Source organism: Pantoea sp. CCBC3-3-1 (genome assembly GCF_007981265.1).
GTDB lineage: Bacteria > Pseudomonadota > Gammaproteobacteria > Enterobacterales > Enterobacteriaceae > Erwinia.
In genome coordinates this window covers 2,312,450-2,332,493 of sequence record NZ_CP034363.1, presented here as the reverse complement: position 1 = coordinate 2,332,493, position 20,044 = coordinate 2,312,450, and the positions used below count along the sequence as shown (strand labels likewise).

16 protein-coding genes are annotated in these 20,044 nt (G+C 56.2%); 6 read left to right on the top strand and 10 right to left on the bottom strand.

The window, feature by feature from the left end; genetic code table 11:
* Positions 1-91: 91 nt before the first annotated feature.
* Both EHV07_RS10915 and EHV07_RS10910 read right to left on the bottom strand, forming a co-directional pair.
* On the bottom strand, positions 92-1,117 hold the full coding sequence (locus tag EHV07_RS10915) for an LLM class flavin-dependent oxidoreductase (RefSeq protein ID WP_147197811.1): 1,026 nt from the start codon (positions 1,115-1,117) through the stop codon (positions 92-94).
* 170 nt (positions 1,118-1,287) lie between these two features.
* Positions 1,288-1,698 (bottom strand): cupin domain-containing protein, encoded by a 411-nt coding sequence (locus EHV07_RS10910; RefSeq protein WP_147197809.1) that lies wholly within the window; start codon positions 1,696-1,698, stop codon positions 1,288-1,290.
* Between the two features lie 197 nt (positions 1,699-1,895).
* Between EHV07_RS10910 and EHV07_RS10905 the strand changes: the two genes are divergently transcribed.
* Entirely contained in the window at positions 1,896-3,224 is a 1,329-nt protein-coding gene (locus tag EHV07_RS10905; protein ID WP_254446332.1) for an amidohydrolase family protein, read from the top strand.
* A 96-nt stretch (positions 3,225-3,320) separates the two neighbouring features.
* Positions 3,321-4,109 carry an OBAP family protein gene (locus tag EHV07_RS10900; protein WP_147197807.1) on the top strand — a complete coding sequence of 263 codons (789 nt, stop codon included), beginning with the start codon at positions 3,321-3,323 and terminating at the stop codon, positions 4,107-4,109.
* Positions 4,110-4,214: 105 nt separating this feature from the next.
* Here the strand turns inward: EHV07_RS10900 and EHV07_RS10895 are convergent, their stop codons facing one another.
* Entirely contained in the window at positions 4,215-5,174 is a 960-nt protein-coding gene (locus EHV07_RS10895; protein ID WP_147197805.1) for a UV damage endonuclease UvsE, read from the bottom strand.
* Between the two features lie 272 nt (positions 5,175-5,446).
* Here EHV07_RS10895 and EHV07_RS10890 point away from each other — a divergent pair, with 272 nt between their 5' ends.
* The 3 genes from EHV07_RS10890 (at position 5,447) to EHV07_RS10880 (ending at position 10,621) form a co-directional block, all read left to right on the top strand.
* A complete protein-coding gene (locus EHV07_RS10890) occupies positions 5,447-6,463 on the top strand; it encodes a LacI family DNA-binding transcriptional regulator (RefSeq protein ID WP_147197803.1) in 1,017 nt (338 codons plus the stop codon).
* Positions 6,464-6,602: 139 nt separating this feature from the next.
* On the top strand, positions 6,603-8,447 hold the full coding sequence (locus tag EHV07_RS10885; RefSeq protein WP_147197801.1) for a glycoside hydrolase family 15 protein: 1,845 nt from the start codon (positions 6,603-6,605) through the stop codon (positions 8,445-8,447).
* Positions 8,447-10,621 carry a beta-glucosidase gene (locus tag EHV07_RS10880; RefSeq protein ID WP_147197799.1) on the top strand — a complete coding sequence of 725 codons (2,175 nt, stop codon included), beginning with the start codon at positions 8,447-8,449 and terminating at the stop codon, positions 10,619-10,621. The genes EHV07_RS10885 and EHV07_RS10880 overlap by 1 nt, the downstream gene beginning before the upstream one ends.
* 85 nt (positions 10,622-10,706) lie before the next feature.
* Here the strand turns inward: EHV07_RS10880 and EHV07_RS10875 are convergent, their stop codons facing one another.
* Positions 10,707-11,165: an Exc2 family lipoprotein gene (locus EHV07_RS10875; protein ID WP_147197797.1), complete on the bottom strand. Its 459-nt coding sequence runs from the start codon at positions 11,163-11,165 to the stop codon at positions 10,707-10,709.
* 333 nt (positions 11,166-11,498) lie between these two features.
* Between EHV07_RS10875 and EHV07_RS10870 the strand changes: the two genes are divergently transcribed.
* Positions 11,499-12,449, top strand: coding sequence for a sulfonate ABC transporter substrate-binding protein (locus EHV07_RS10870; RefSeq protein WP_147197795.1), 951 nt, complete (start codon positions 11,499-11,501; stop codon positions 12,447-12,449).
* Positions 12,450-12,639: 190 nt separating this feature from the next.
* Here EHV07_RS10870 and EHV07_RS10865 read toward each other — a convergent pair whose 3' ends face one another.
* The 6 genes from EHV07_RS10865 to EHV07_RS10840 are packed head-to-tail and all read right to left on the bottom strand — an operon-like array spanning position 12,640 to position 20,003.
* On the bottom strand, positions 12,640-14,244 hold the full coding sequence (locus EHV07_RS10865; RefSeq protein WP_147197793.1) for an ABC transporter ATP-binding protein: 1,605 nt from the start codon (positions 14,242-14,244) through the stop codon (positions 12,640-12,642).
* Complete coding sequence (locus tag EHV07_RS10860) at positions 14,241-15,074, bottom strand: ABC transporter permease (protein ID WP_147197791.1); 834 nt, start codon at positions 15,072-15,074, stop codon at positions 14,241-14,243. The genes EHV07_RS10865 and EHV07_RS10860 overlap by 4 nt, the downstream gene beginning before the upstream one ends.
* Positions 15,074-16,051 (bottom strand): ABC transporter permease, encoded by a 978-nt coding sequence (locus tag EHV07_RS10855; protein WP_147197789.1) that lies wholly within the window; start codon positions 16,049-16,051, stop codon positions 15,074-15,076. Before EHV07_RS10855 ends, EHV07_RS10860 begins: the two co-directional genes overlap by 1 nt.
* A gap of 2 nt (positions 16,052-16,053) precedes the next feature.
* Entirely contained in the window at positions 16,054-17,667 is a 1,614-nt protein-coding gene (locus EHV07_RS10850; protein WP_254446331.1) for an ABC transporter substrate-binding protein, read from the bottom strand.
* A gap of 12 nt (positions 17,668-17,679) precedes the next feature.
* Positions 17,680-19,008, bottom strand: coding sequence for an LLM class flavin-dependent oxidoreductase (locus EHV07_RS10845; protein WP_147197785.1), 1,329 nt, complete (start codon positions 19,006-19,008; stop codon positions 17,680-17,682).
* A complete protein-coding gene (locus EHV07_RS10840; protein WP_147197783.1) occupies positions 19,005-20,003 on the bottom strand; it encodes an MsnO8 family LLM class oxidoreductase in 999 nt (332 codons plus the stop codon). Before EHV07_RS10840 ends, EHV07_RS10845 begins: the two co-directional genes overlap by 4 nt.
* Positions 20,004-20,044 lie beyond the last annotated feature (41 nt).

Sequence of the window (20,044 nt, the reverse complement as noted above, 5' to 3'; positions counted from 1 at the left end):
TATTGGCTGTTCCCAATAAATAACGCCGCCCTTTAAAAAGAGAGCGGCGTTTCAGTCTGTTAACGGAAAATTGTGAAGCGCAACTACACCGTTATTCGCGCCAGCCTAAGGCAGGAGCAACATGTTTCAGGATCGCTTCCATCACATGGGCGCAGTAATCGACCCCAAGCTGATTTGGAATGGTTAACAGTAGCGTGTCGGCTGCGGCAATGGCTTCGTCTTTCGCCAGCTGTTCAATTAACTGCTCCGGTTCCGCTGCATAGCTGCGGCCAAAAATAGCGCGGGTTTTTTCGTCCAGATAACCGACCTGATCGCCACCCTGCCCGCTTGAACCGAAATAGGCGCGATCCTGCTGATTAGTCAGCGCAAAGATGCTGCGACTGACGGAGACCCGCGGCTCGCGTTGATGCCCGGCTGCTTTCCACGCATCCCGGTAAGCCTGAATCTGTTTCGCCTGCTGAATATGGAAGGGTTCGCCGGTTTCATCATCCTTCAGCGTCGAACTTTGCAGGTTCATCCCTGACTTTGCCGCCCAGACTGCGGTGGCATTAGAGCCGGAGCCCCACCAAATCCGCTCGCGCAGCCCTTGTGAGTAAGGCTCCGTGCGCAATAAACCCGGCGGGTTAGGAAACATAGGCTGCGGATTCGGTTTGGCAAAGCCTTCGCCGCGCAGCACTTCCAGCAGCGCTTCGGTATGGCGACGGCCCATATCCGCATCGCTTTCGCCTTCCTGCGGCTGATAACCAAAATAGCGCCAGCCGTCGATCACCTGCTCCGGCGAACCGCGGCTGATACCTAACTGCAAGCGTCCACCGCTGATCAGATCCGCTGCGCCCGCCTCTTCCGCCATATAAAGCGGATTCTCGTAGCGCATATCAATCACGCCGGTGCCAATTTCAATCTTGCTGGTACGCGCTGCTACCGCAGCAAGCAGCGGAAAAGGCGCGCTAAGCTGCCGGGCAAAATGATGTACGCGGAACCAGGCGCCATCGGCCCCCAATTCTTCTGCGGCGACCGCGAGATCGATAGATTGCAGCAACGCATCCGCCGCGGAACGGGTTGCCGACTGTTGCGACGGCGTCCAGTGACCAAACGACAGAAATCCGATTTTTTTCATGGTACAGGCCTTATCAGAGTGGCGCATTTTGCTGCCGGCAAATACGGCAGTTGGCGGGCAGCAGAGAGGCGTTCAGGTATTATCCCGCTAAATTAACGTTGCGCAGGCGTGTTGTCTAATGACACTTTCGCATGATTTCAGCTAAGACAGGGCGCAATCGATCGGCTGGCCTAAAATTCTTCCGGTTCTCCGGGCAGCGAAACAGAAAGCGGCAGCCCTTCTGCACCCGCATAAACAATGACCAACTCCGCCGGCTCATCGGTCGTATATCCGCGATGAATATCGCCTACGGCTTCATTCAGCGCTTCGCCCGCTCTCACCTGATGCGTTTTACCGCTCGCCTGGTCTTCAATGGTTAGCTTGCCTGAGAGGATATAGGCAATATTGGGCATCGAATGCGAATGCCAGGGTAGCGCGGAGTGCGCCGGAATGTGCATTTTCATGACCGTCAACTGCGGTTTCCCGCCGGGGTAAGCCGTATAGGGCGTGCCGTTCCACGCCTGGCCTGTTTGCATCAGCGTTTCACTGACAATCTCCTGCGGCTGTGTTTTAGCGGCGTCATGATGATTCTGCTTTGGCATGCGTTCCCCCTTATTTTAACCTAATGATAAGTATAGCTAAAATATAAAAAACCGCCTTTTCAAGAAAGAGTTTTCGCCAGGCTGGTATTGGTCGTTATCCATGTTCTTCCGAAGCCATTCTAAGCAACTCAGCTAACCTTGATTAAGTCCCTCACTCTTTTATCGCATCAGAAGGCCACTACCATCCGGAGAAAACTATGTATCCAGCGTGGGTCATTGCCCTTTTTATCGCTATTTTCATTTCGCCAACCGCCAGTGCGGCACCCATTTTGATCAAAAACGGCTACGTTCTTTCTATGCAATCCGGTATGGCTGACCAGCCACATACCGATCTGTTAATTGACGGTAACAGCATCAGTAAAATGGGTAAAAATCTCCAGCAACCCGATGCCGAGATAATTGACGCCAGCGGAAAATTTGTTTTACCCGGTTTTGTCGATGCCCACTCACATCTGTGGATCACCACGATGCGCGGTCAGTTTCGTAATAAAGAAGGGAAATTTTCTGCGGTCAGTAGCCGGTCAGGCGCTGCGATGCAGCCTGATGATGTCTACATCGCCATGTATAGCGGCGCGCTGGAGCTTTTGGCGGCGGGTATTACCACCAGCAGCGATTTTTTTGACAATATCCGCGGCCCGGAATGGGCCGATGCGGGCTACAAGGCGCTGAATGACGCCGGTATCCGGGCGATTATGTTTTATGGCGGGCCTGATAAAACCACCCGTTCGCCAATTGATTTATCGCATCTGCAAACCCTGTTAGCCAAACAGACACCGCGCGTCTCACTGGGCCTTGCATGGCGCCTGCCAAAAGATTTAAAGGATGCCGGTAACTGGACAATGCGTGACCGTGAATATCAGTTTGCGCGTGAGCACCATCTGCCGGTACAGGTTCACGTCAGCGGCCAGGCCGATGCGATGTTTAACGCGCTGATCCAGCGTGATTATCTCGCGCCTTTCGTTACCGTCGTCCATGCCACAGACGCCACACCGCAGCAGCTGGATGCGCTGGAAAAGGCAGGCGGCAGTCTGGCGCTCACCCCGATCAGTGAAGCGCATGTTGCCTATGGCCTGACGCGGCTGGATCATTTCAGCCGCATCACGCGTCAGGGGCTGGGCATTGACGGCAACGCGCTGGCGGGCAGCGCGGATATGTTTGCCACGCTGCGGCTGGCTGCCCTGCTGATGAGCGGTGGAGCAAAAGATGAAGGCAAACCCGATGCCCGACATCTGCTGGCACTCGCCACTCGCCAGGGTGCCGAGGCCGCAGGATTAGGCAACATCACCGGCACGCTCCAGCCGGGTAAGCGAGCCGATGTGCAAATTATTAACCCCGGCACGCTAAATATGAGCGGTTTTGGCGGCGGCGATCCTGCCGCGCTGATCGTCTATTCCGCCAGGCCCGAAAATGTCGACACCGTGTTGGTGGATGGCCGCCTGGTTAAGCGCGACGGCAACCTGGTAGGAGTGAACATGACCGGGCTGATTGATAAAGCCAATAATTCGGCAAGGCATTTACTGGAATAAGCTGGTGCCTGGTAGCTTGATAAACGCCAGTAACCTGCCAGGCTTTGCAGCAAAAGTTAACAATTTCAGACGTTCCCTTACCTAATGGAGCCAGTTATGAAAGGCACAATCCCCCTGCTCGCCGTATTGCTTCTCTGCGGCTGCGGCGCGAATAACAGCCCGCCGAAAGTGACCAGCCCCGGCGCGCCAACCTCCGGAAAAATGAAAGTGTTGGACAGCGGTGCGGCGATGATGCAATCCCGGCCGCCGATTGATGCGATTAACGCCTACCTGGATGGTTTTCATTTTTATAACGGCGATCATAATGGCCAGATGGAAGCCCACCATTACGTCACGATCCTTAATGATGATGTGATGCAGGTGGTGATTTACGACGGGAATACCCGCGATGCCAAACTGATGGGGGTGGAATATATCATCAGCGAACGGCTGTTTAAGACGCTGCCGCCGGAAGAGAAAAAATACTGGCACAGCCATCAGTATGAAGTGAAATCGGGCAGCCTGATTGCGCCGGGTCTGCCGCCCGTTGCTGAAAAAGCGCTGATGACGCGCATCGTCAATACCTATGGTAAAACCTGGCACACCTGGCATACCGATCGCGATAAGACCCTGCCGATGGGTATTCCGGCGCTGATGATGGGCTTTACCGCTGACGGCCAGATGGATCCCCGGCTGTTAACCGACCGCGATAAACGCTTCGACGTTGATACGAAGAAAATCAGGGATTCACGCAAGGATATCGTCGCGCATCCGGTAGCAAAGGGCGCGAATGCCTGGGAAAAAGGCAATACCGTACAGCTGGAAAGCGTTAAGGGTGGCGGCGCTGCGGCCAGGGGCGATACGCACTTTGGCACGTCAGAACAAACGCATGCGGGAAAACTGTGACCAGAAGCGTCCCGGGCAATCCCGGCCCGGGACGCTTTGTGACCAGCCTGTGTTTCATGCACGTGAAGTTTATCAGGGCATTAACTGACTAAAGCGCCCTCTTATTTACTGTTTCGTCAACCAGCGCGCATATAATTTGTCGCGGGCTAAATTCTTCATTTTTACCTCGCACATAATATCGAAGTCACCAAACGACAAGGCCCAGTCATTCAGCGTATCGTTGAAATAGTAATCGGAATGCGCACGAAGTTTTGTTTTAGCGACGCCCAAAATTGCCTGATCGGGAAAACCCTGCTCAGGAATTAACCCTTCCACCGATACTGAATAATGCATAACCGGCCTTACGCCGCGCCAGGATTCTTTAATTAAGGCAACACGCGGATCGTCCGGCTTAATGAATTCATTCTCTTTCACCCAGTGATGATGAATATCCAGCACCACAGGACATAAGTCTCTGGCTTGCAATACGTCATCCAGCGAGCAGGAAATTTCATCATTTTCCACGGTCAACATCCGCTGAGCTGCCGGGCTCAGGCGGGCGAAAGCGTCTCTGAATCCCGCCAGCCCCTTTTTACCGTTCATATGGATGTTAATCTTGAAATCCTGGAACGATCTGCCATAGCCCATCAGCGATGCACATAAAGCGTGGTATTCCACGTCTTCAAGCGCCCGATCGACCACTGCCGGATTATCAGATGCCAGCACCGAATACTGTCCCGGATGGAAAGAAAGACGAATATTATTTTTCCGGGCGAAGTCACCGCATCTTTTGAATAAATCGTGAAGTTCGGGTAAAAAATCCGCATAGAGCGGCGTGGCTTCAGGCACGGTATATAAAGGCAGCAAATCGCTGCCAATCCTCATCATCCGCAGATCTTCCGGCTGCGAAGCCAGCTGCTCTAAAATAAGATAAAGATGGGTCAGATTATTTTTTGCCAGCGTGAAAATCAGCGCTGTTCTTTGGTCATTATCTAAGCTTAAAAAACGGGTGCGCGTGGTGGCTTTAAAAGGATAAAGCTGTTTTAAATCTTCATTAATATATTTACAAGCAAAGCCTAATTTCATCCTACCCCCTGTTTACGTCATACCAGAGTCTAGTCTCAAATTTTGCGGGCTGCCCGTTAGCGGCCTGACTTAAGATTTGCCCGTCAGGCCGGAGAGAGGATAAGAGCCCCGGTCTTTACCGTTACGGCCATTTGTATCAGTTGTTTCAGCAGGTTGCGTTTAGCAGTAACCTGCGCATACTATCCCGACCCGTAGCGGCGTGGTGAAGATCCTGAAACGGGTCTGGCGACTCGAGTAAAAACACCTTTCAGGGATTTTGGGAGCGGCAATGAATGAAAAAATTAACCCTGCAAATGTTGGCAAAAATGGCGGGTGTTGGTGTGGCTACCGTAGACAGGGTGCTCAACGATCGCGGCGGCGTATCACCAGAAACCGTACGCAAAGTGCTACAGGTTGCGCGCGAAGCCGGACTCAAACGTCAGTTACCGGAAGCGTACCGGCAGCCCTGGCAAATTGAAGTTTTCCTGAGCGGTAACGCATCCTTCTTTTTTCAGCGTCTGACCCGCGATTTTAGCGCAATAGCCAGCCAGCTGGGCTATCAGCGCCTGACGCTGCACAGAACCTGCATTCCTGAATCACAGCCGGAAAAGCTGGCGCAGGCGATTGTTGAAAGCAGTCAGAAACGCGACGGACTCATCGTCTTCGGTCATGATTATGCGGCTATTCATCAGGCGCTGGCTTACTGTCAGGCAGCGGGCGTGCCGGTGATTACGATTGTGACGGATATCCCTGATGCCAGCAGGCTATGCCACGTCGGCATCAACCAGTATCAGGCCGGTCGCACAGCCGGTTTATTGATGAGCAAGACGGCTGTTACCGGCGAGGTAATTATGATCAGCGGACGAACCGATTACCTGGCGCACCGTCAGCGTATTGAAGGCTTTCGTGAAGCGGTTACTGCCCGTGCGCCGCATATCCGGCTGCGGGAAGTCTTGACCGGCGAAGACCGACGCGAACGGATCCGGGGCCTGTTGGACGACGCATTGCGCCACGCTGAAGAGGTCGCCGGCATTTACAATACGGGGCTGGGCAACAGCGAAATCACCTCCGTTTTACAGCGACACGGCCTGCCCGGTAACTGTACCTTTATCACCCATGAACTCTATTCCCTGACCCGAACCCTGCTCTGTGATGATGTGGTCTCGTTTACCCTCGATCAAAATGCCCCGCAGCACGCCAGGCTGGCGGTGGATCTTATGCTGCGTCATCTGGAAACGGGCTATCAACCAGAAATGTACAGCGACGGCAAAGTAGCGTTAAACATCGTGACCGCCGAAAACCTCGATTAGTCTTGCGCCAGTCCGCTGAAAATTACCTATACTTTTCAATCAACAACCTGATTTCCCTCACGAGTGTTGCTGTCGTCCGCATCGTGGCGCGCCTGCTGGGGTTAAAAGGGCAACTTCCGTTCTGCACAAAGGATGTCTGGTGGATAACAAAACATACCGTTCCCCCGTTCGTGAAAAAGGCTTTGTCGGCCTGGGTGATTACGCTGCCATCGGCGAAGGACGCTCTGTTGCGCTGATTGCGCCTGACGGTTCAATTGACTGGTGGTGTGCGCCAAATCTGGATTCGCCGCCGCTGTTCGATCGTATTCTGGATGCGCAGATTGGCGGTTTTTTCCAGATTGAGCCGGTGGGCGAGTATCAGGTACAGCGACACTATCGCGAAGACAGTAATGTACTGGAAACCTGTTATAAAACCGACAGCGGTTCGGTGCGGCTAACGGAGTCACTTAACAGCTCGCTGGCGGGCCGACTGCCCTGGAGCGAGCTGGCACGCCGTATTGAAGGCCTGGACGGTTCTGTTGAACTCAAACTTCACCTGCGCCTTGGCACCATGGCGGAAACCCGTTCTCCCTGGCTGGCTGATACCCAACAGGGCACGGTCTTTCATATTGGCGATTTGATGGCAATGCTGAAAAGCAGCGATGACGTGACAATGACGCATTTCAGCGATGAAGCAATCTCCGGGCGGCTGACCACATCGCCTGGCTCGCAGTCGTTGATCGCCCTGCTCGCCAGCGAAAAAGAGCCGCTGGCCGTACCGAGCCTTGCGGCTATTAACGATCGGATTGAAACCAGCCATATTGCCTGGCGCGACTGGGTACATCATCTGAGCTATGACGGTAAGTACCCGCTGCACGTCAAGCGCTCGGCGCTGGCGCTGAAGTTTCTGTGGTATTCACCTACCGGCGCGTTAGCGGCGGCGGCGACCACCTCCTTACCCGAAGGCCTGGGCGGCGAAAAAAACTATGATTACCGCTACGCCTGGGTACGCGACGCCTGCCTGATCATTAAGGCATTTGTCTATCTGGGGGCGCTGGAAGATTGTAAAGCGGCATTTTCCTGGCTTACGCGCACCATTATTCGTCACGGCGTTAAGCTACGAGCCTGCTATACGCTGGAAGGCGATATCGTTCCCGAGGAGCGTTATTTACCGCTGAGCGGCTACTGCAATTCCCAGCCGGTTCGTGTCGGAAACAACGCGCGCGATCAGGTGCAGCTCAGCATGTATGGCGACATGCTCGCAACTGCACAGCTGTTCATTGAGGCCGGGCACGTGCTGGATATCGCCACTTCCCGCATGCTGGGCGAGCTGGCGAACTGCTGCGCGGACAGCTGGCGACAAAAGGATTCCGGCATTTGGGAACTGCCAGATGAGCAGCACTACACCCATTCGAAAATGGCCTGCTGGCTGGCGCTGGATCGGGCGGTCGCCATGGCGGACGGCAAGCATATCGAACCCACCTGGGTAGCCCGCTGGAGACGTGAGCGCGATCGTATTCGCGACTGGATTGAAGAATTTTGCTGGTCGGATAAGAAACAGGCCTATCTGTTCTATGTCGGCAGCGAGGATCGGCTCGATGCCTCGCTGGCGCTGGTTCATCACTACGGCAACACGGTAAATCCTCAGCGTATGTTGTCAACTTATCAGGCGATCCGCCATGAACTGGGCCACGACAGCGCCATGCTTTATCGCTACAGCAACGTTGAGGAAGAAGAAAGCACCTTTGTTGCCTGCTCGTTCTGGCTGGCAGAAGCGCTGGCTGCAATGGGCGAAACCGGGCAGGCAGCGCAGGCGATGGAGGAGATCCTTGAATGCCTGTGCAACCGCGGCAACGTGGAAACCTTTAACGAGATGTTTGATGTCAGAACCGGCAGCTGGCGTGGCAATCTGCCCCAAGGCCTGAGCCATTTGGCCTTAATCTGTGCCGCTCAGGCACTGTCACACCCCAAACAAACCGAAGATGCTAACGCGGAGGGAACCTGATGAAATATTGCTGGCAACAACCTGGCCTGTCTGCCGATCGGCAGGCAGAAATCGTATTGGCCGAGATGACGGAAGATGAAAAATACGCCTGGCTTTCCGGGCCGATGGCGATCCCACTCGGCGATGAGCCTTTGCCGGAAGGCGCTATCGGTTCCGCCGCTTTTTATCCCGGCATTCCGCGCCTGGGCATTCCCGCTATGCAGCAGTCCGACGCGAGCCTGGGCATTACCGCATTGGGCAATGTCCGTCCCGGCGATAATGCCACCGCCCTGCCTTCCAGCCTGCTGCTCGCCTCCACCTTTAATCCAGACATGGCCGAACGCAGCGGAAAAATGGTAGGTCGCGAGGCCTTTGCTAAAGGATTTAACGTTCAGCTGGCAGGCGGCGCGAATGTGATCCGCGAACCGCGAGGCGGCCGTAACTTTGAATATCTCTCTGAAGATCCGCTGCTAACCGGCGTGATGGCCGGCCATTCGGTGCTCGGCATACAGTCACAACACGTGGTCTCAACCGTTAAACACTTTGCGGTCAATGCTCAGGAAACGGGCCGCGTAGTGGTCAGTTCAGATCTGGATGAGGCCGCAATGCGCGAGTCGGACCTGCTGGCATTCGAAATAGCCATCGATACGGGTAAACCCGGCGCTGTGATGCCCGGCTATAACCTTGTTAACGGTGAATGGGCCTCCGAAAACGCGTTTCTGCTTAATAAAGTGCTGAAAGGCGACTGGCGCTATCCCGGGTGGGTCATGTCCGACTGGGGAGCGACCCATTCTGCGGCCAAAGCGGCCCTTGCCGGGCTTGATGTGCAGTCAGGTGCCAATCTTGACCAGCAGGTCTGGTTCGATCGCCCTCTGCGTGAAGCCGTTGCGGCCGGTATTGTGCCGCAAGGCCGAATTGACGATATGGTGCGGCGCATTTTACGCAGCCTGTTTGCAGTGGGTGCAATTGAACATCCGGCGCAGCCGGGCGGTGATATTGATTATATGGCTCACCGCCTGGTGGCCCAGCGTGAGGCGGAACAGGGAATTGTGCTGCTGAAAAACCGTCATAGCGTATTGCCGCTGAAGAAAGGCGCGAAACGGCTGCTGGTGGTCGGTGCACATGCTGACCAGGGCGTACTGGCCGGCGGCGGTTCATCGGCGGTGACGCCGGTTGGCAGCCTGCGGTTGCCGGGCATTGATTTTATGGGCATTGCCACGGACAAAGTTTACCAGCCTTCCCCACCGCTACATGCTATCCGCGCCGAGTCAGGTGCCGCCTCAGTCGATTTTCATAGCGGTGAGGATATTGCCAGCGCGGTGGAACAGGCCCGTGATGCCGATGCGGTTATTGTCTTTGCTGAAGAGTGGCGTTCAGAAGCCCTGGATGCGCAGGGGCTGGCGTTAGACGATAAGCAAAATCAGCTGATCGCGGCGCTGGCGGCAAGCCATCAACAGGTCATTGTGGTGCTGGAGACAGGTGGCGCGGTGACGCTGCAGTGGCTCGACGATGTGGCTGCCGTGCTGCAAGCCTGGTATCCGGGCTCGGGCGGCGGCGAAGCCATTGCCGGTGTGTTATTTGGTCGGGTCAACCCATCGGGTCGCCTGCCGGTGAGCTTTCCCCTGCATGAACAGCAGCTGCCACAGCCTTCGCAGATCGATCCGCAAACAACCACCTCGCTGCCCGGCGTGCCGGTTAAAGGCGATATTTTGCATATTGACTATAACGTCGAAGGTTCCGACGTGGGCTACCGCTGGTATGCCCGCACCAGGCAAAAACCGCTGTTGCCGTTCGGCTATGGGCTGAGCTATACCACCTTTAGCAGCAGCCATCTCAGCGCATCACGGCAGGGTGCAGGCATCGAAGTCTCGCTCGACGTGACCAATACTGGCGACAGGCCAGGGGCTGAGGTCGTGCAGATTTACATCCAGCCGGCGAATAAGGCTTATGTGCCGCGGCTGGCGGCTTTTGCCCGTGTTGAACTGGCCGCGGGAGAAAGTCGCCAGGTCACGCTGATGCTGGAACCTAAAGTTATCGCCTGCTGGCACAGCGAGAGCGGGCAATGGGTGATTGCCGGAGGCGAGTATGAAATAGCCGCAGGCCGTCATGCGGCCGAATTTATGCTGACCTGCACGCTCGTTTTACCCGAACAGCGGTTTGGCCGTCAACGCCAGCCGAAAACGACGTCGGCTTAAGGTTTCGGCGATCTGAACCTCACCCGCTACGACCGGTAAATAATGCGCGAGTCGTAGCGGTAATGGCCATCGCCCGGCCTGCTGCTTACGGGCGCCCCTCATAGCCGTCCCGGTAGCTGGCCGCCATAGCATCCAGCATAATTTTCCGGGCTTTTTCGGGTCGATCGGCCTCATAAACCTTGCCGACGAAGATCGACCCTATCTGCCCCAAAGCAGGATTTTCTGCATTGCGCAGCGCCTCCCTGTTCGCTTCGGCCTGAAGACGCGTGACCCCTTTTTGACGGTCGTCCACCCCGCGTTGCCAGGCCTGTTGTAAACAGGGGCGAAGACTCTTAGCCGTATCCGTTACGTTTAAACGAAATGCGGGATCGAATTTGCTGGCCGCCAGCTGATGTGCAGCATGGTTAGCCTGTCGATCAACACTGGTTAATTGACCGGCGCAGGCGCTGAGCAGAAAGACAAATAACGCCGCAGAAAACCGAAAAACTACGTTCATGATTAATTCTTCCTTGAAAACGAACAAAGTGAATAAAGCCGGGCGCATTATCCTGTTCCACGAAAAAATGGCGAGCTATTTTTACTTTTTCCTGAAAGCATCTCACAATAATTATTTTTATTATGCCTATCCTCTGCGCATATAAAGTTACGATAACAATTTATATAAACATGTAATAGCCGGTTAGCATACTGATGCGGGATATAAAACAACCCTCATCATTAAATGAAAGTCAGCATTCTATAATTTCACAAACAATTGAAAGAAAACTGACCGTCGCGCTATGCTTTTTTTCGCTAACCATAGAATTTTTACTCTCTAAGCTGAAGCCCGCCAGTTTGCTATGTTGCGCAGACAGCACTTTAACTATGGGATAAAACAGTGAAAAAAACCCTTTTCAGCAGTCTTATCGCGACAGCGATTTTAGTCACAAGCCAGGCGGCCATGGCGGAGAATGCGCCAAAAACGGTCAATATCGGTTACCAGAAAGCCAATATCTTTGCTCTGCTGAAATATCGCGGCACGCTGGATGAAGATTTTAAAAAACAGGGCATCGCCGTACGCTGGGTAGAATTTCCTGCTGGCCCGCAAATGCTGGAAGGATTAAACGTCGGCAGTATCGATCTGGCTGCAACCGGCGATGCGCCCCCGGCCTTTGCCCAGGCCGCGAAAGCCGATTTGGTCTATCTGGCGCATTCACCGGCTAATCCAAAAACGGAAGCCATCGTGGTGCCGGAAAATTCCACGATTAAAAACGTAGCCGATTTAAAAGGCAAACGCGTGGCGTTGAATAAAGGATCAGATGTGAATTATTTACTGGTCAGCGCACTGGAAAAAGCGGGCCTGAGCTATAAAGATATCACGCCGGTTTATCTGCCGCCCGCTGATGCCCGCGCGGCTTTTCAGCGTGGCGCGGTTGATGCCTGGGTAATCTGGGATCCTTACTACGCCGAGGTGGAAACCAATGCTAAAGCGCGGCTGGTGAAAAATGCCGAAGGCCTGGTACCGCACTACACCTTCTATCTTGCCAGCCGTAAGTTCGCGGAAACCTGGCCGGAGACGGCGAAAAAGGTGGTGGATGAACTGGGCAGCCTGAGCGACTGGGCGAATAAAAATCCGGCTGAGACGGCGAAGATCCTCTCTACCTCGACCGGTTTGCCTCAACCCATCTGGCAGCGGGCGCTGGCACGAATGCCGTTTGGCGCTGAACGCATGACGCCGGAGGTGTTTAAAGAGCAGCAGGCTCTGGCCGACAAATTTAGCCAGATTGGGCTGTTGCCGGTAAAAGTTGACGTCAGTAGCGCCACCTGGTCACTTGATAAAAAACAGTAACGGCAGCGGCAGGATTACCCTGCCGTACAGACTGCTAACGAACTCAAAGCGCGAGGAACATGAGCCTGGAACAAAGCGTCCTGGGCCATGGACGGCCCAGGCCGAGCTGGCACGGATGCCGCTTTTTGCGTCTTTGTGGAAGACTCATGTTCCTCGCGCCAGCACGGTGTAAACGAATTCTGCGGCAAAATCACCCTGCCGCTTTTTTATATCCGTTCGCGCCCGGAACATGTGAAAGCAGCTGGCGGGTATAATCCGCGCCCGGTGAGGTAAAGATCTGCTGCGCTGCACCCTGCTCAACCACCTTTCCCTGCTGCATTATCACCACGTAATCCGAGATCTGCCGCACCACCGCCAGGTCATGAGAGATAAACAGATAGGTCAGGCCGTGCTCGCGCTGTAAGCGTTCTAACAGCTGGAGGATCTGCGCCTGCACCGCCACATCCAGCGCGGACACGGGCTCATCAAGGATCACCAGGTCCGGCGAAATCGCCAGCGCCCGGGCAATCGCTACGCGCTGGCGCTGGCCGCCGGATAACGTCCCGGGACGGCTGTTCAGCAGGCTTACCGGCAGCTCCACGTCCGTCAGCAGTTCTGCCGCCCGCTCACGCTGGCGCTGGCGATTGCCGCATCTGAACGCCCGTAGCGGTTCGGTAATAATCTCCTCCAGCGTCATTTTTGGGTTAAGCGAAGCGAACGGATTTTGCCACACCAGCTGTACCCGACGGCGAAACTCAGGGCGCTGAAAAGCGGCAAGCGAGGTGAACGCGACATCGTCAAAAATCACCTGCCCGGCATCTGACGCTTCCAGCCCCATCAGCATACGCACCGTGGTGGATTTCCCCGAGCCGGATTCACCGACCAGACTGGTTGTGCCGCCACGCAGGACAGGAAATGAGATATCATCCACCGCAGGAAAACGGCGGCCATCTTTCAGCGGAAAATGCCGGACCAGATTTTGCGCCTGCATCAGCGGCCTCGAGACCAGCGGTTTACGCCAGGGAACGGTTAAGAACGCCGGAGAGGCGTCCAGCAAGCGGCGAGTATAAGGATGCCGCGTCTGATGCAGCAGGCTGCCAGGCGTGCCGCTTTCCACCAGTCGTCCTTCATACATCACCAGTATCCGGTCGGCCCGCTCCAGCGCAATATTCAGATCGTGGGTAATCAGCAGCATCGCAATTCCCTTGCTTTCCACCACCGCATCCAGCGTATCCAGCACCTGTTTCTGCACGCTGACATCCAGCGCGCTGGTCGGCTCATCGGCAATAATCAGTTTCGGGTGATGGCACAGGGCCATCGCCAGCAAAATCCGCTGCCGCATCCCGCCTGAAAGCTGATGAGGATAGCTGGCAACGATCCGCGAAGCATCACGCAGACCGACATCAGCCAGCAGCCCCGGCACTCGCTGCTTCGCATCGCGACGAGTCACACCGTGCAGCGTCAGCGCTTCAATCATCTGTTTGCCGATGCTTTGGATCGGATCCAGCGCCTGGGCCGGATCCTGCGGCACGAAGCCGATTTCCACGCCTCGCAGCTGCTGCCACTGGCGCTGGCTGGCATTTTCCAGCGCCTGGCCGTTAAAGCGAATATGTCCGGCGTGGCGGGTTTTCCCCTTCAGCAACCCAACCAGCGCCGCAGCGGTGGTCGACTTGCCGGAGCCGGAGCCGCCGACAAGGGCTATCACCTCGCCGGGATCAACGGTGAAACTCAATGATTTCACCGCGTGGATAGCTTCCCCCTGACGGGAAAAGTAGTCCACCGACAGCGCCGCCACATCTAATAAGGGTTGGGTCATGGCTCCTCCGCCCTGTCCTGAATAAAACCGGCCAGCCGGTTGGTCGCCAGCACGGTAAGCACAATGGTCAGCCCCGGCAAGGTGGTATACCACCACGCAGCGGCAATATAGTTGCGGCCTTCGGCAATCAGCAGTCCCCATTCCGGCTGGGGCGGCGGCGCGCCAAAACCCAGAAAGCTCAGGGCGGAAACGGAGAGCAGTGCAAACCCCAATTCAAGGGCCGCCAGCGACAGTACCGGTGCCAGCGCATGCGGTAAAATATGGCGGCGGATAATTGTCAAATGCCCCACGCCACCGACTCTCGCCGCCTCAACAAACAGATGAGTGCGGCTACGCAATACCTCTCCCCGTGACAGTCTGGCAAAAGTCGCCACGGAAGAAAGCCCGACGGCGATAGCAATATGTAACGTGCCGAAACCGAGTACGGTGATAATTGCCATCGCCAGCAGCAGATTAGGTACGGCCATCAGAATATCGATGACGCGCATAAAGGCGCTGTCGACCCGGCCGCCGGTATATCCCGCCAGCACGCCCATCAGCGTACCGACAAACAGCGCAATTGCGGTGGAAAACAGCGTCGCCTGTAGCGTGAGCGCCGTACCAAATACGCTGCGGCTGTAGAGATCTCTTCCCAAATGATCGGTGCCGAACCAGTGCACGGCGGAAGGTGCCTGCAAGGCCTGCACAGGATCGCCTGCCAGCGGGCTTTGCCCGGTAAACCAGCCGGGAAACAGCGCCCACAATGCCACCAGCAGCAGCAGGCCAACGCTGAGCCACAGGCTCAGTGCAAAAGGACGGCTTAGCGGCTTGACGGTTAGGGTTTCACTCATCAGCGTTCTCCCGTCGCAAGGCGTGGATCGAGCAGAGGATAGATCGCATCGGTGATAAAATTCACCACGACAAAAACCGTGGCCGCCGTCAATACCACGCCCTGTACCAGGGGAATATCCTGGGCAGAAACGGCGCCTTCAGCGAGCCGCCCCAGCCCTTCGCGCGAGAAAATCGTTTCGGTAATCACCGCGCCCGCCAGCAGATGACCAAACACCATGCCGGACAGCGTCAGTAACGGAATGGCCGCATTCGGCAAGACGTGGCGCCAGAGCAAACGGGCTGTTCCCGCGCCTTTCAGGCGCAGCGCATCGATAAAAGATCGCCGCCAGACCTCCGCCAGTGAACGACTCATTACCTGAGCGAGGGTGGCTGCGGTAGGGATTGCCAGCGTCAGCGTCGGCAGCACCAGCGACTGCCAGCCACGGTTTCCCATGGCCGGGAGCCAGGCATGGCTGAACGAAAAAAGCTGTAGCAACAGTAAACCTGACCAGAAGGTCGGCAGCGCCGCACCCAGTGAAGGCAGCGCAAGCAGCATCGATTTAATTCTCCCGGACGGCAAGACGCTGGTACCCGCTGCCAGACCACCGCCGACAATAAGCGCCACGACCAGCGCGCAGACCGCCAGCAGTAAGGTCGCCGGCAGCGCCTGAATAATTAAATCAGTGACGTTGTCACCGCTGATAATCGATTTGCCAAGATTGAGATGCAGCAGATCCCACAGCGCCAGCAAATATTGCTGCCAGACAGGCAGATCGAGATGATACTGCGCCTTTAGCGCGGCGACCTGCGCCGCGTCAACGGTACTCTGTTCGCCCTGATTCAGCATGATAGTCACCGGATCGGCAGGCAGAATATAAAGGATGAAAAAAGTCAGGCTCCAGGCTGCCCACAGTACGCCGATGCCCTGCAACGCACGCTTCAGGGAAGCCGGGAGCCGACGGCGGCTCTTCGGCGTGGCGAGCAAGAGATGGTTCATTTTTACTCCTTCGCCGTAAGCCAGGTGTCATAAAGCTGGAAGCGGGAGGAGGCATCAAAATGAAAACCCCGCACGTTCTGCCCGGTCGCGATCACCGTTGCCAGCTCCACCAGCGGGATGGCGTTGCCTTCTGCAATCAGCTGTTTCGCCGCCTGAGTAACGTAATCCTGCCGCTGTGCCTTCTCCAGCGTTTCGCTGGACTGCAACAGCAGCCGATCGACCTCTGCGGGCTGGCGATGGTTAACATTGCGTCCGCCAGCGTCAAAAACCGTTCGCAGCACGTCGGGATCGGAGCGGGTCAGATTGTAGAAGTCAACCGGCAGCTTGCCGCCCGCCTGCCTCGCCACGACCTGGCTGATAGGCGCTTTTTCCAGTTGCAGATCGATCCCCACCTGATGCAGCTGCTGCTGCACGACCTCAATAAACGGTGCCGACTGCCAGTAGCTGATACGGAAACTCAGGCGCTGACCGTTTTTGCTACGAATGCCATCCGCGCCGCGCCGCCAGCCATTCTCTTCCAACAGTTTTTCAGCCGCCTGCGGGTTGTAACCCAGATCGGCGCTGAGATCCTGATAAAGCGGCGTGGTTTTTGCCAGCACCGAGGTCGCCGCCGACTGATAGCGCGAAAGCACCGGCTTCAGCGCCTGGCGATCGATAGCCAGGTTTAACGCCTGACGCAGCGGTGCTTCAGCCATCAGCGGCGTGGACTGATTAGGGAACAGGCTGTAAACCAGCCCGGGATTGGTGCGGGCGATAAGGTGAATGTTTTTCGCCAGCAGCAGCGCTTCGTCCTGCGGCGTGACGCCAACGTTAACATCCAGCTGACGTGAAATCAGGCTGCCGAACCGTACGCCGCTCTCCGGGATCACGCGATATTCCACGCTATCCAGGTAGCTTTCGCCCTGATGTTTTGCCAGTGACGACGGCCACTGATAACCGTTCCGCCGGACGAGATCCACTTTCTGATTATGCACAAACTGTTTCAGCACAAACGGCCCGGTACCTGCCAGCGATCCCTGACAGCGCGCTTCGGCCGGGGCGGCCACGGTACTGGGGGCGAAGAACCCCAGACTCATGGTGGAGGTCGCCTGTAAAAACTGCGCGTTCGGCTGCTGAAAGGTGATGACCACCGTTTGCGCGTCCGGGGTATCAATCTGCTTCAGCCCCTTCAGATAGGTTGACGCCAGTGAAGCACGCGCACCCAACTTCACAATAGCGTTAAAATTATCTTTAACGGACTGTGAGGTAAACGGCGTGCCGTCGCTAAAGGTGACGTTGTCACGAAGAGTAAAGGTAAACCGCCGGTTGCCTTCGTCAATTTGCCATTGTGTCGCTAACCACGGCACGATATTGCCCGTTTGTGGATCCTGATCGGTCAGGGAATCGGTCAACTGGCGACCAATATTCAGCGAATTATTGTTACCTGCCTGCTGCGGATCGAGACAATTTGGGTCGGTATCAATCGCTATCAGCAAATTGCCGCCTTTTTGTGCGGCGGCTTTTGCCGGAACGGCAGGTGCTTCGCTGGCGGCTTGATCGCATCCTGCCAGCAGACCGCTCACCAGTAAGGCCAGCAAAGGGCGACGCAGCGTCGCCCGAGTTAAGGTAACAGGCAAGATTAGCTCCTTTTATTTGCCTGCCAGCGCGGCAGTACGAACCGGCTGCGCATAGCGACTGACTTTGAAAGGGATACCGAGTCTGCCACGCAGCGTGGTTTCCTTTGAGGGCTGCCAGTAGCCACGTTCAGCCAGCAGTGGCAGAACGTAGCGGGTGAAATCATCCAGCGCTTCTACCAGCACCGGCCCGCTGATGATAAAGCCGCTCGCGCCGCCCTCTTCAACCCAGCGGATCAGCGCGCTGGCGACCTGTTCCGGCGTGCCGAAAAATTCGCCGCGGGGAAGCGCAGTTTCATAAGCGATCTGCCGCAGGGTAATCGGCTCCTCTTTTGCCCGGCGCTTAATCGCATCCGTGGTGGAACGGAAGGTGTTTTGGCCCAGATCGCCCAGCTCCGGGAAAGGCCCGTTCGGGTCGTACTGGCTAAAATCGTGGTGGTCGAAGAAACGTCCCAAATAGGCCAGTACATCTTCCAGAGACAGCAGCGAGAGCAGATGCTGATATTTCGCCTCGGCCTCTTCTGCCGTTTTGCCGACAATCGGGCTGATGCCGGGGAAGATCGCTACCGGCTGGCGATGATTTTCCGCAACCGAGGCCTGAAGTTTGTCTGAGTAGGTCTTCGCCTCTTCCAGCGTCCGGGCGTTGGTAAACACCGCATCCGCGGATTTTCCTGCCAGACCGATACCGGTATCCGATGCGCCAGCCTGGAAGATCACCGGCTGCCCCTGCGGAGAACGTTGAATATTCAACGGCCCCTCCACCGAGAAAAACGCCCCGTGATGGTTGAGCTTGTGCAGCTTGGACGCATCGAAAAAGACGCCGCTTTCACGATCGCGCACAAAAGCGTCGTCTTCCCAGGAATCCCACAGGCCCTGCACCACATCGATATATTCTTCGGCGATTTTGTAACGCAGCGAATGGTCAGGATGCGCTTTGCCAAAGTTTTTGGCGGAACCTTCCAGTGGCGATGTCACTACGTTCCATCCGGCACGGCCTCCGCTGATGTTATCCAGCGTGGCGAGCTGGCGGGCGACGGTAAAGGGATCGCTGTAGGAAGTCGAAATCGTTCCGGCCAGGCCAATTTGGTGCGTCACCGAAGCCAGCGCCGAGAGCAGCGCAATCGGCTCAAAGCGGTTGAGGAAATGCGGTAACGATTTTTCATTAATATGCAATCCGTCAGCAACAAACAGAAAATCGAAACCGGCGTTTTCTGCCCGCTGCGCCAGATCGGTGAAATAGCGGAAATTGACGCTGGCATCTGCCGGTGCGCTGGTATGACGCCAGGAATTCATATGGCCGCCTGCGCCGTGCAGCATCAGGCCGAACTTAATTTGAGTGCTCATCCGTTCTCCTTAATTCGCTGGTCAGCCAGCAACGTGATTGAACGCAGGCGCTGACCAACATCGGTCAGTGGCGTATGCAGAATAAATTCGTCAACGTTCAGCCGCTGACTAAGCGCGGTCAGTCGCTGATGGATATGGTCGGCGGTGCCGTGCAGGACGTTTACGGTCTGTTTCTCGATGCGGTGCTCGCTGGCAGCCGACTGGCGGACAAAGGCTTCGGCCTGTTCCAGCGTGCCGACGGTGACGTGTTTGTCGCCGAGCGTGACGCGATAATTGTGCTGTTGGGCCACCAGCTCAGCGGCCTGGTGCTGCGTCTCTGCCGCCACGGCCGCAAGGCTGATGAGCGCCTTGCCTTTGCCGGCCGCGTATTCGTGATAGGTAAGTACGGCTTCCTGCATCGCCTGTTCGTTGGTATTGATAAAACCGGCAAAAACAAAATGCCAGCCGAGCGAGGCGGCGAGTCGAGCGCTTTCAGGGCTGGCGCCCAGTAAAAAGCGCTGCGGCGCAATCGCCGGGGCGGGTAAGGCGCGTGCACTGTCGCCGCCAGCGGGTTCGGTCGCTGAAGTCAGATAATGGGTCAGTTGCTTTAGCTGAGCCGGGAAATCTTCATTATGTCCGGCCCGCGCGCCCTGCAAGGCTTTAGTGGACAGCGGCAGGCCGCCCGGCGCTTTGCCAATGCCGATATCGACCCGATCGGGTGCCAGCGCGGCCAGCAGATGAAAATTTTCCGCCACTTTATACGGGCTGTAGTGCTGCAACATCACGCCGCCAGACCCGATGCGCAGCCGCGAGGTGTGTGCCAGTAGCCAGGCGACCAGCACTTCCGGGGAGCTGCCTGCCAGCCGGTCGCTGTCGTGATGTTCGGACACCCACAGACGGTGATAGCCCAGTCTTTCCGCTTCACGGGCAAAATTCAGCGTGGCACTCAGCGCGGCCTCCGGCGTTTGTCCCTCTTCTGCCGGACTTTGATCTAATAAACTCAGGCGATAACCCATGGCAACGTTCCTCATAATCCTGTTTATAAGGAGAATTTCAT

Excerpts from the sequence above, each read along its gene's own strand:
- EHV07_RS10860 (WP_147197791.1), bottom strand. The coding sequence starts at position 15,074 with ATGAGTGAAACCCTAACCGTCAAGCCGCTAAGCCGTCCTTTTGCACTG.
- EHV07_RS10845 (WP_147197785.1), bottom strand. The coding sequence starts at position 19,008 with ATGAGCACTCAAATTAAGTTCGGCCTGATGCTGCACGGCGCAGGCGGC.
- EHV07_RS10905 (WP_254446332.1), top strand. The coding sequence starts at position 1,896 with ATGTATCCAGCGTGGGTCATTGCCCTTTTTATCGCTATTTTCATTTCG.
- EHV07_RS10900 (WP_147197807.1), top strand. The coding sequence starts at position 3,321 with ATGAAAGGCACAATCCCCCTGCTCGCCGTATTGCTTCTCTGCGGCTGC.
- EHV07_RS10840 (WP_147197783.1), bottom strand. The coding sequence starts at position 20,003 with ATGGGTTATCGCCTGAGTTTATTAGATCAAAGTCCGGCAGAAGAGGGA.
- EHV07_RS10855 (WP_147197789.1), bottom strand. The coding sequence starts at position 16,051 with ATGAACCATCTCTTGCTCGCCACGCCGAAGAGCCGCCGTCGGCTCCCG.
- EHV07_RS10915 (WP_147197811.1), bottom strand. The coding sequence starts at position 1,117 with ATGAAAAAAATCGGATTTCTGTCGTTTGGTCACTGGACGCCGTCGCAA.
- EHV07_RS10910 (WP_147197809.1), bottom strand. The coding sequence starts at position 1,698 with ATGCCAAAGCAGAATCATCATGACGCCGCTAAAACACAGCCGCAGGAG.
- EHV07_RS10890 (WP_147197803.1), top strand. The coding sequence starts at position 5,447 with ATGAAAAAATTAACCCTGCAAATGTTGGCAAAAATGGCGGGTGTTGGT.
- EHV07_RS10895 (WP_147197805.1), bottom strand. The coding sequence starts at position 5,174 with ATGAAATTAGGCTTTGCTTGTAAATATATTAATGAAGATTTAAAACAG.
- EHV07_RS10865 (WP_147197793.1), bottom strand. The coding sequence starts at position 14,244 with ATGACCCAACCCTTATTAGATGTGGCGGCGCTGTCGGTGGACTACTTT.
- EHV07_RS10880 (WP_147197799.1), top strand. The coding sequence starts at position 8,447 with ATGAAATATTGCTGGCAACAACCTGGCCTGTCTGCCGATCGGCAGGCA.
- EHV07_RS10875 (WP_147197797.1), bottom strand. The coding sequence starts at position 11,165 with ATGCGCCCGGCTTTATTCACTTTGTTCGTTTTCAAGGAAGAATTAATC.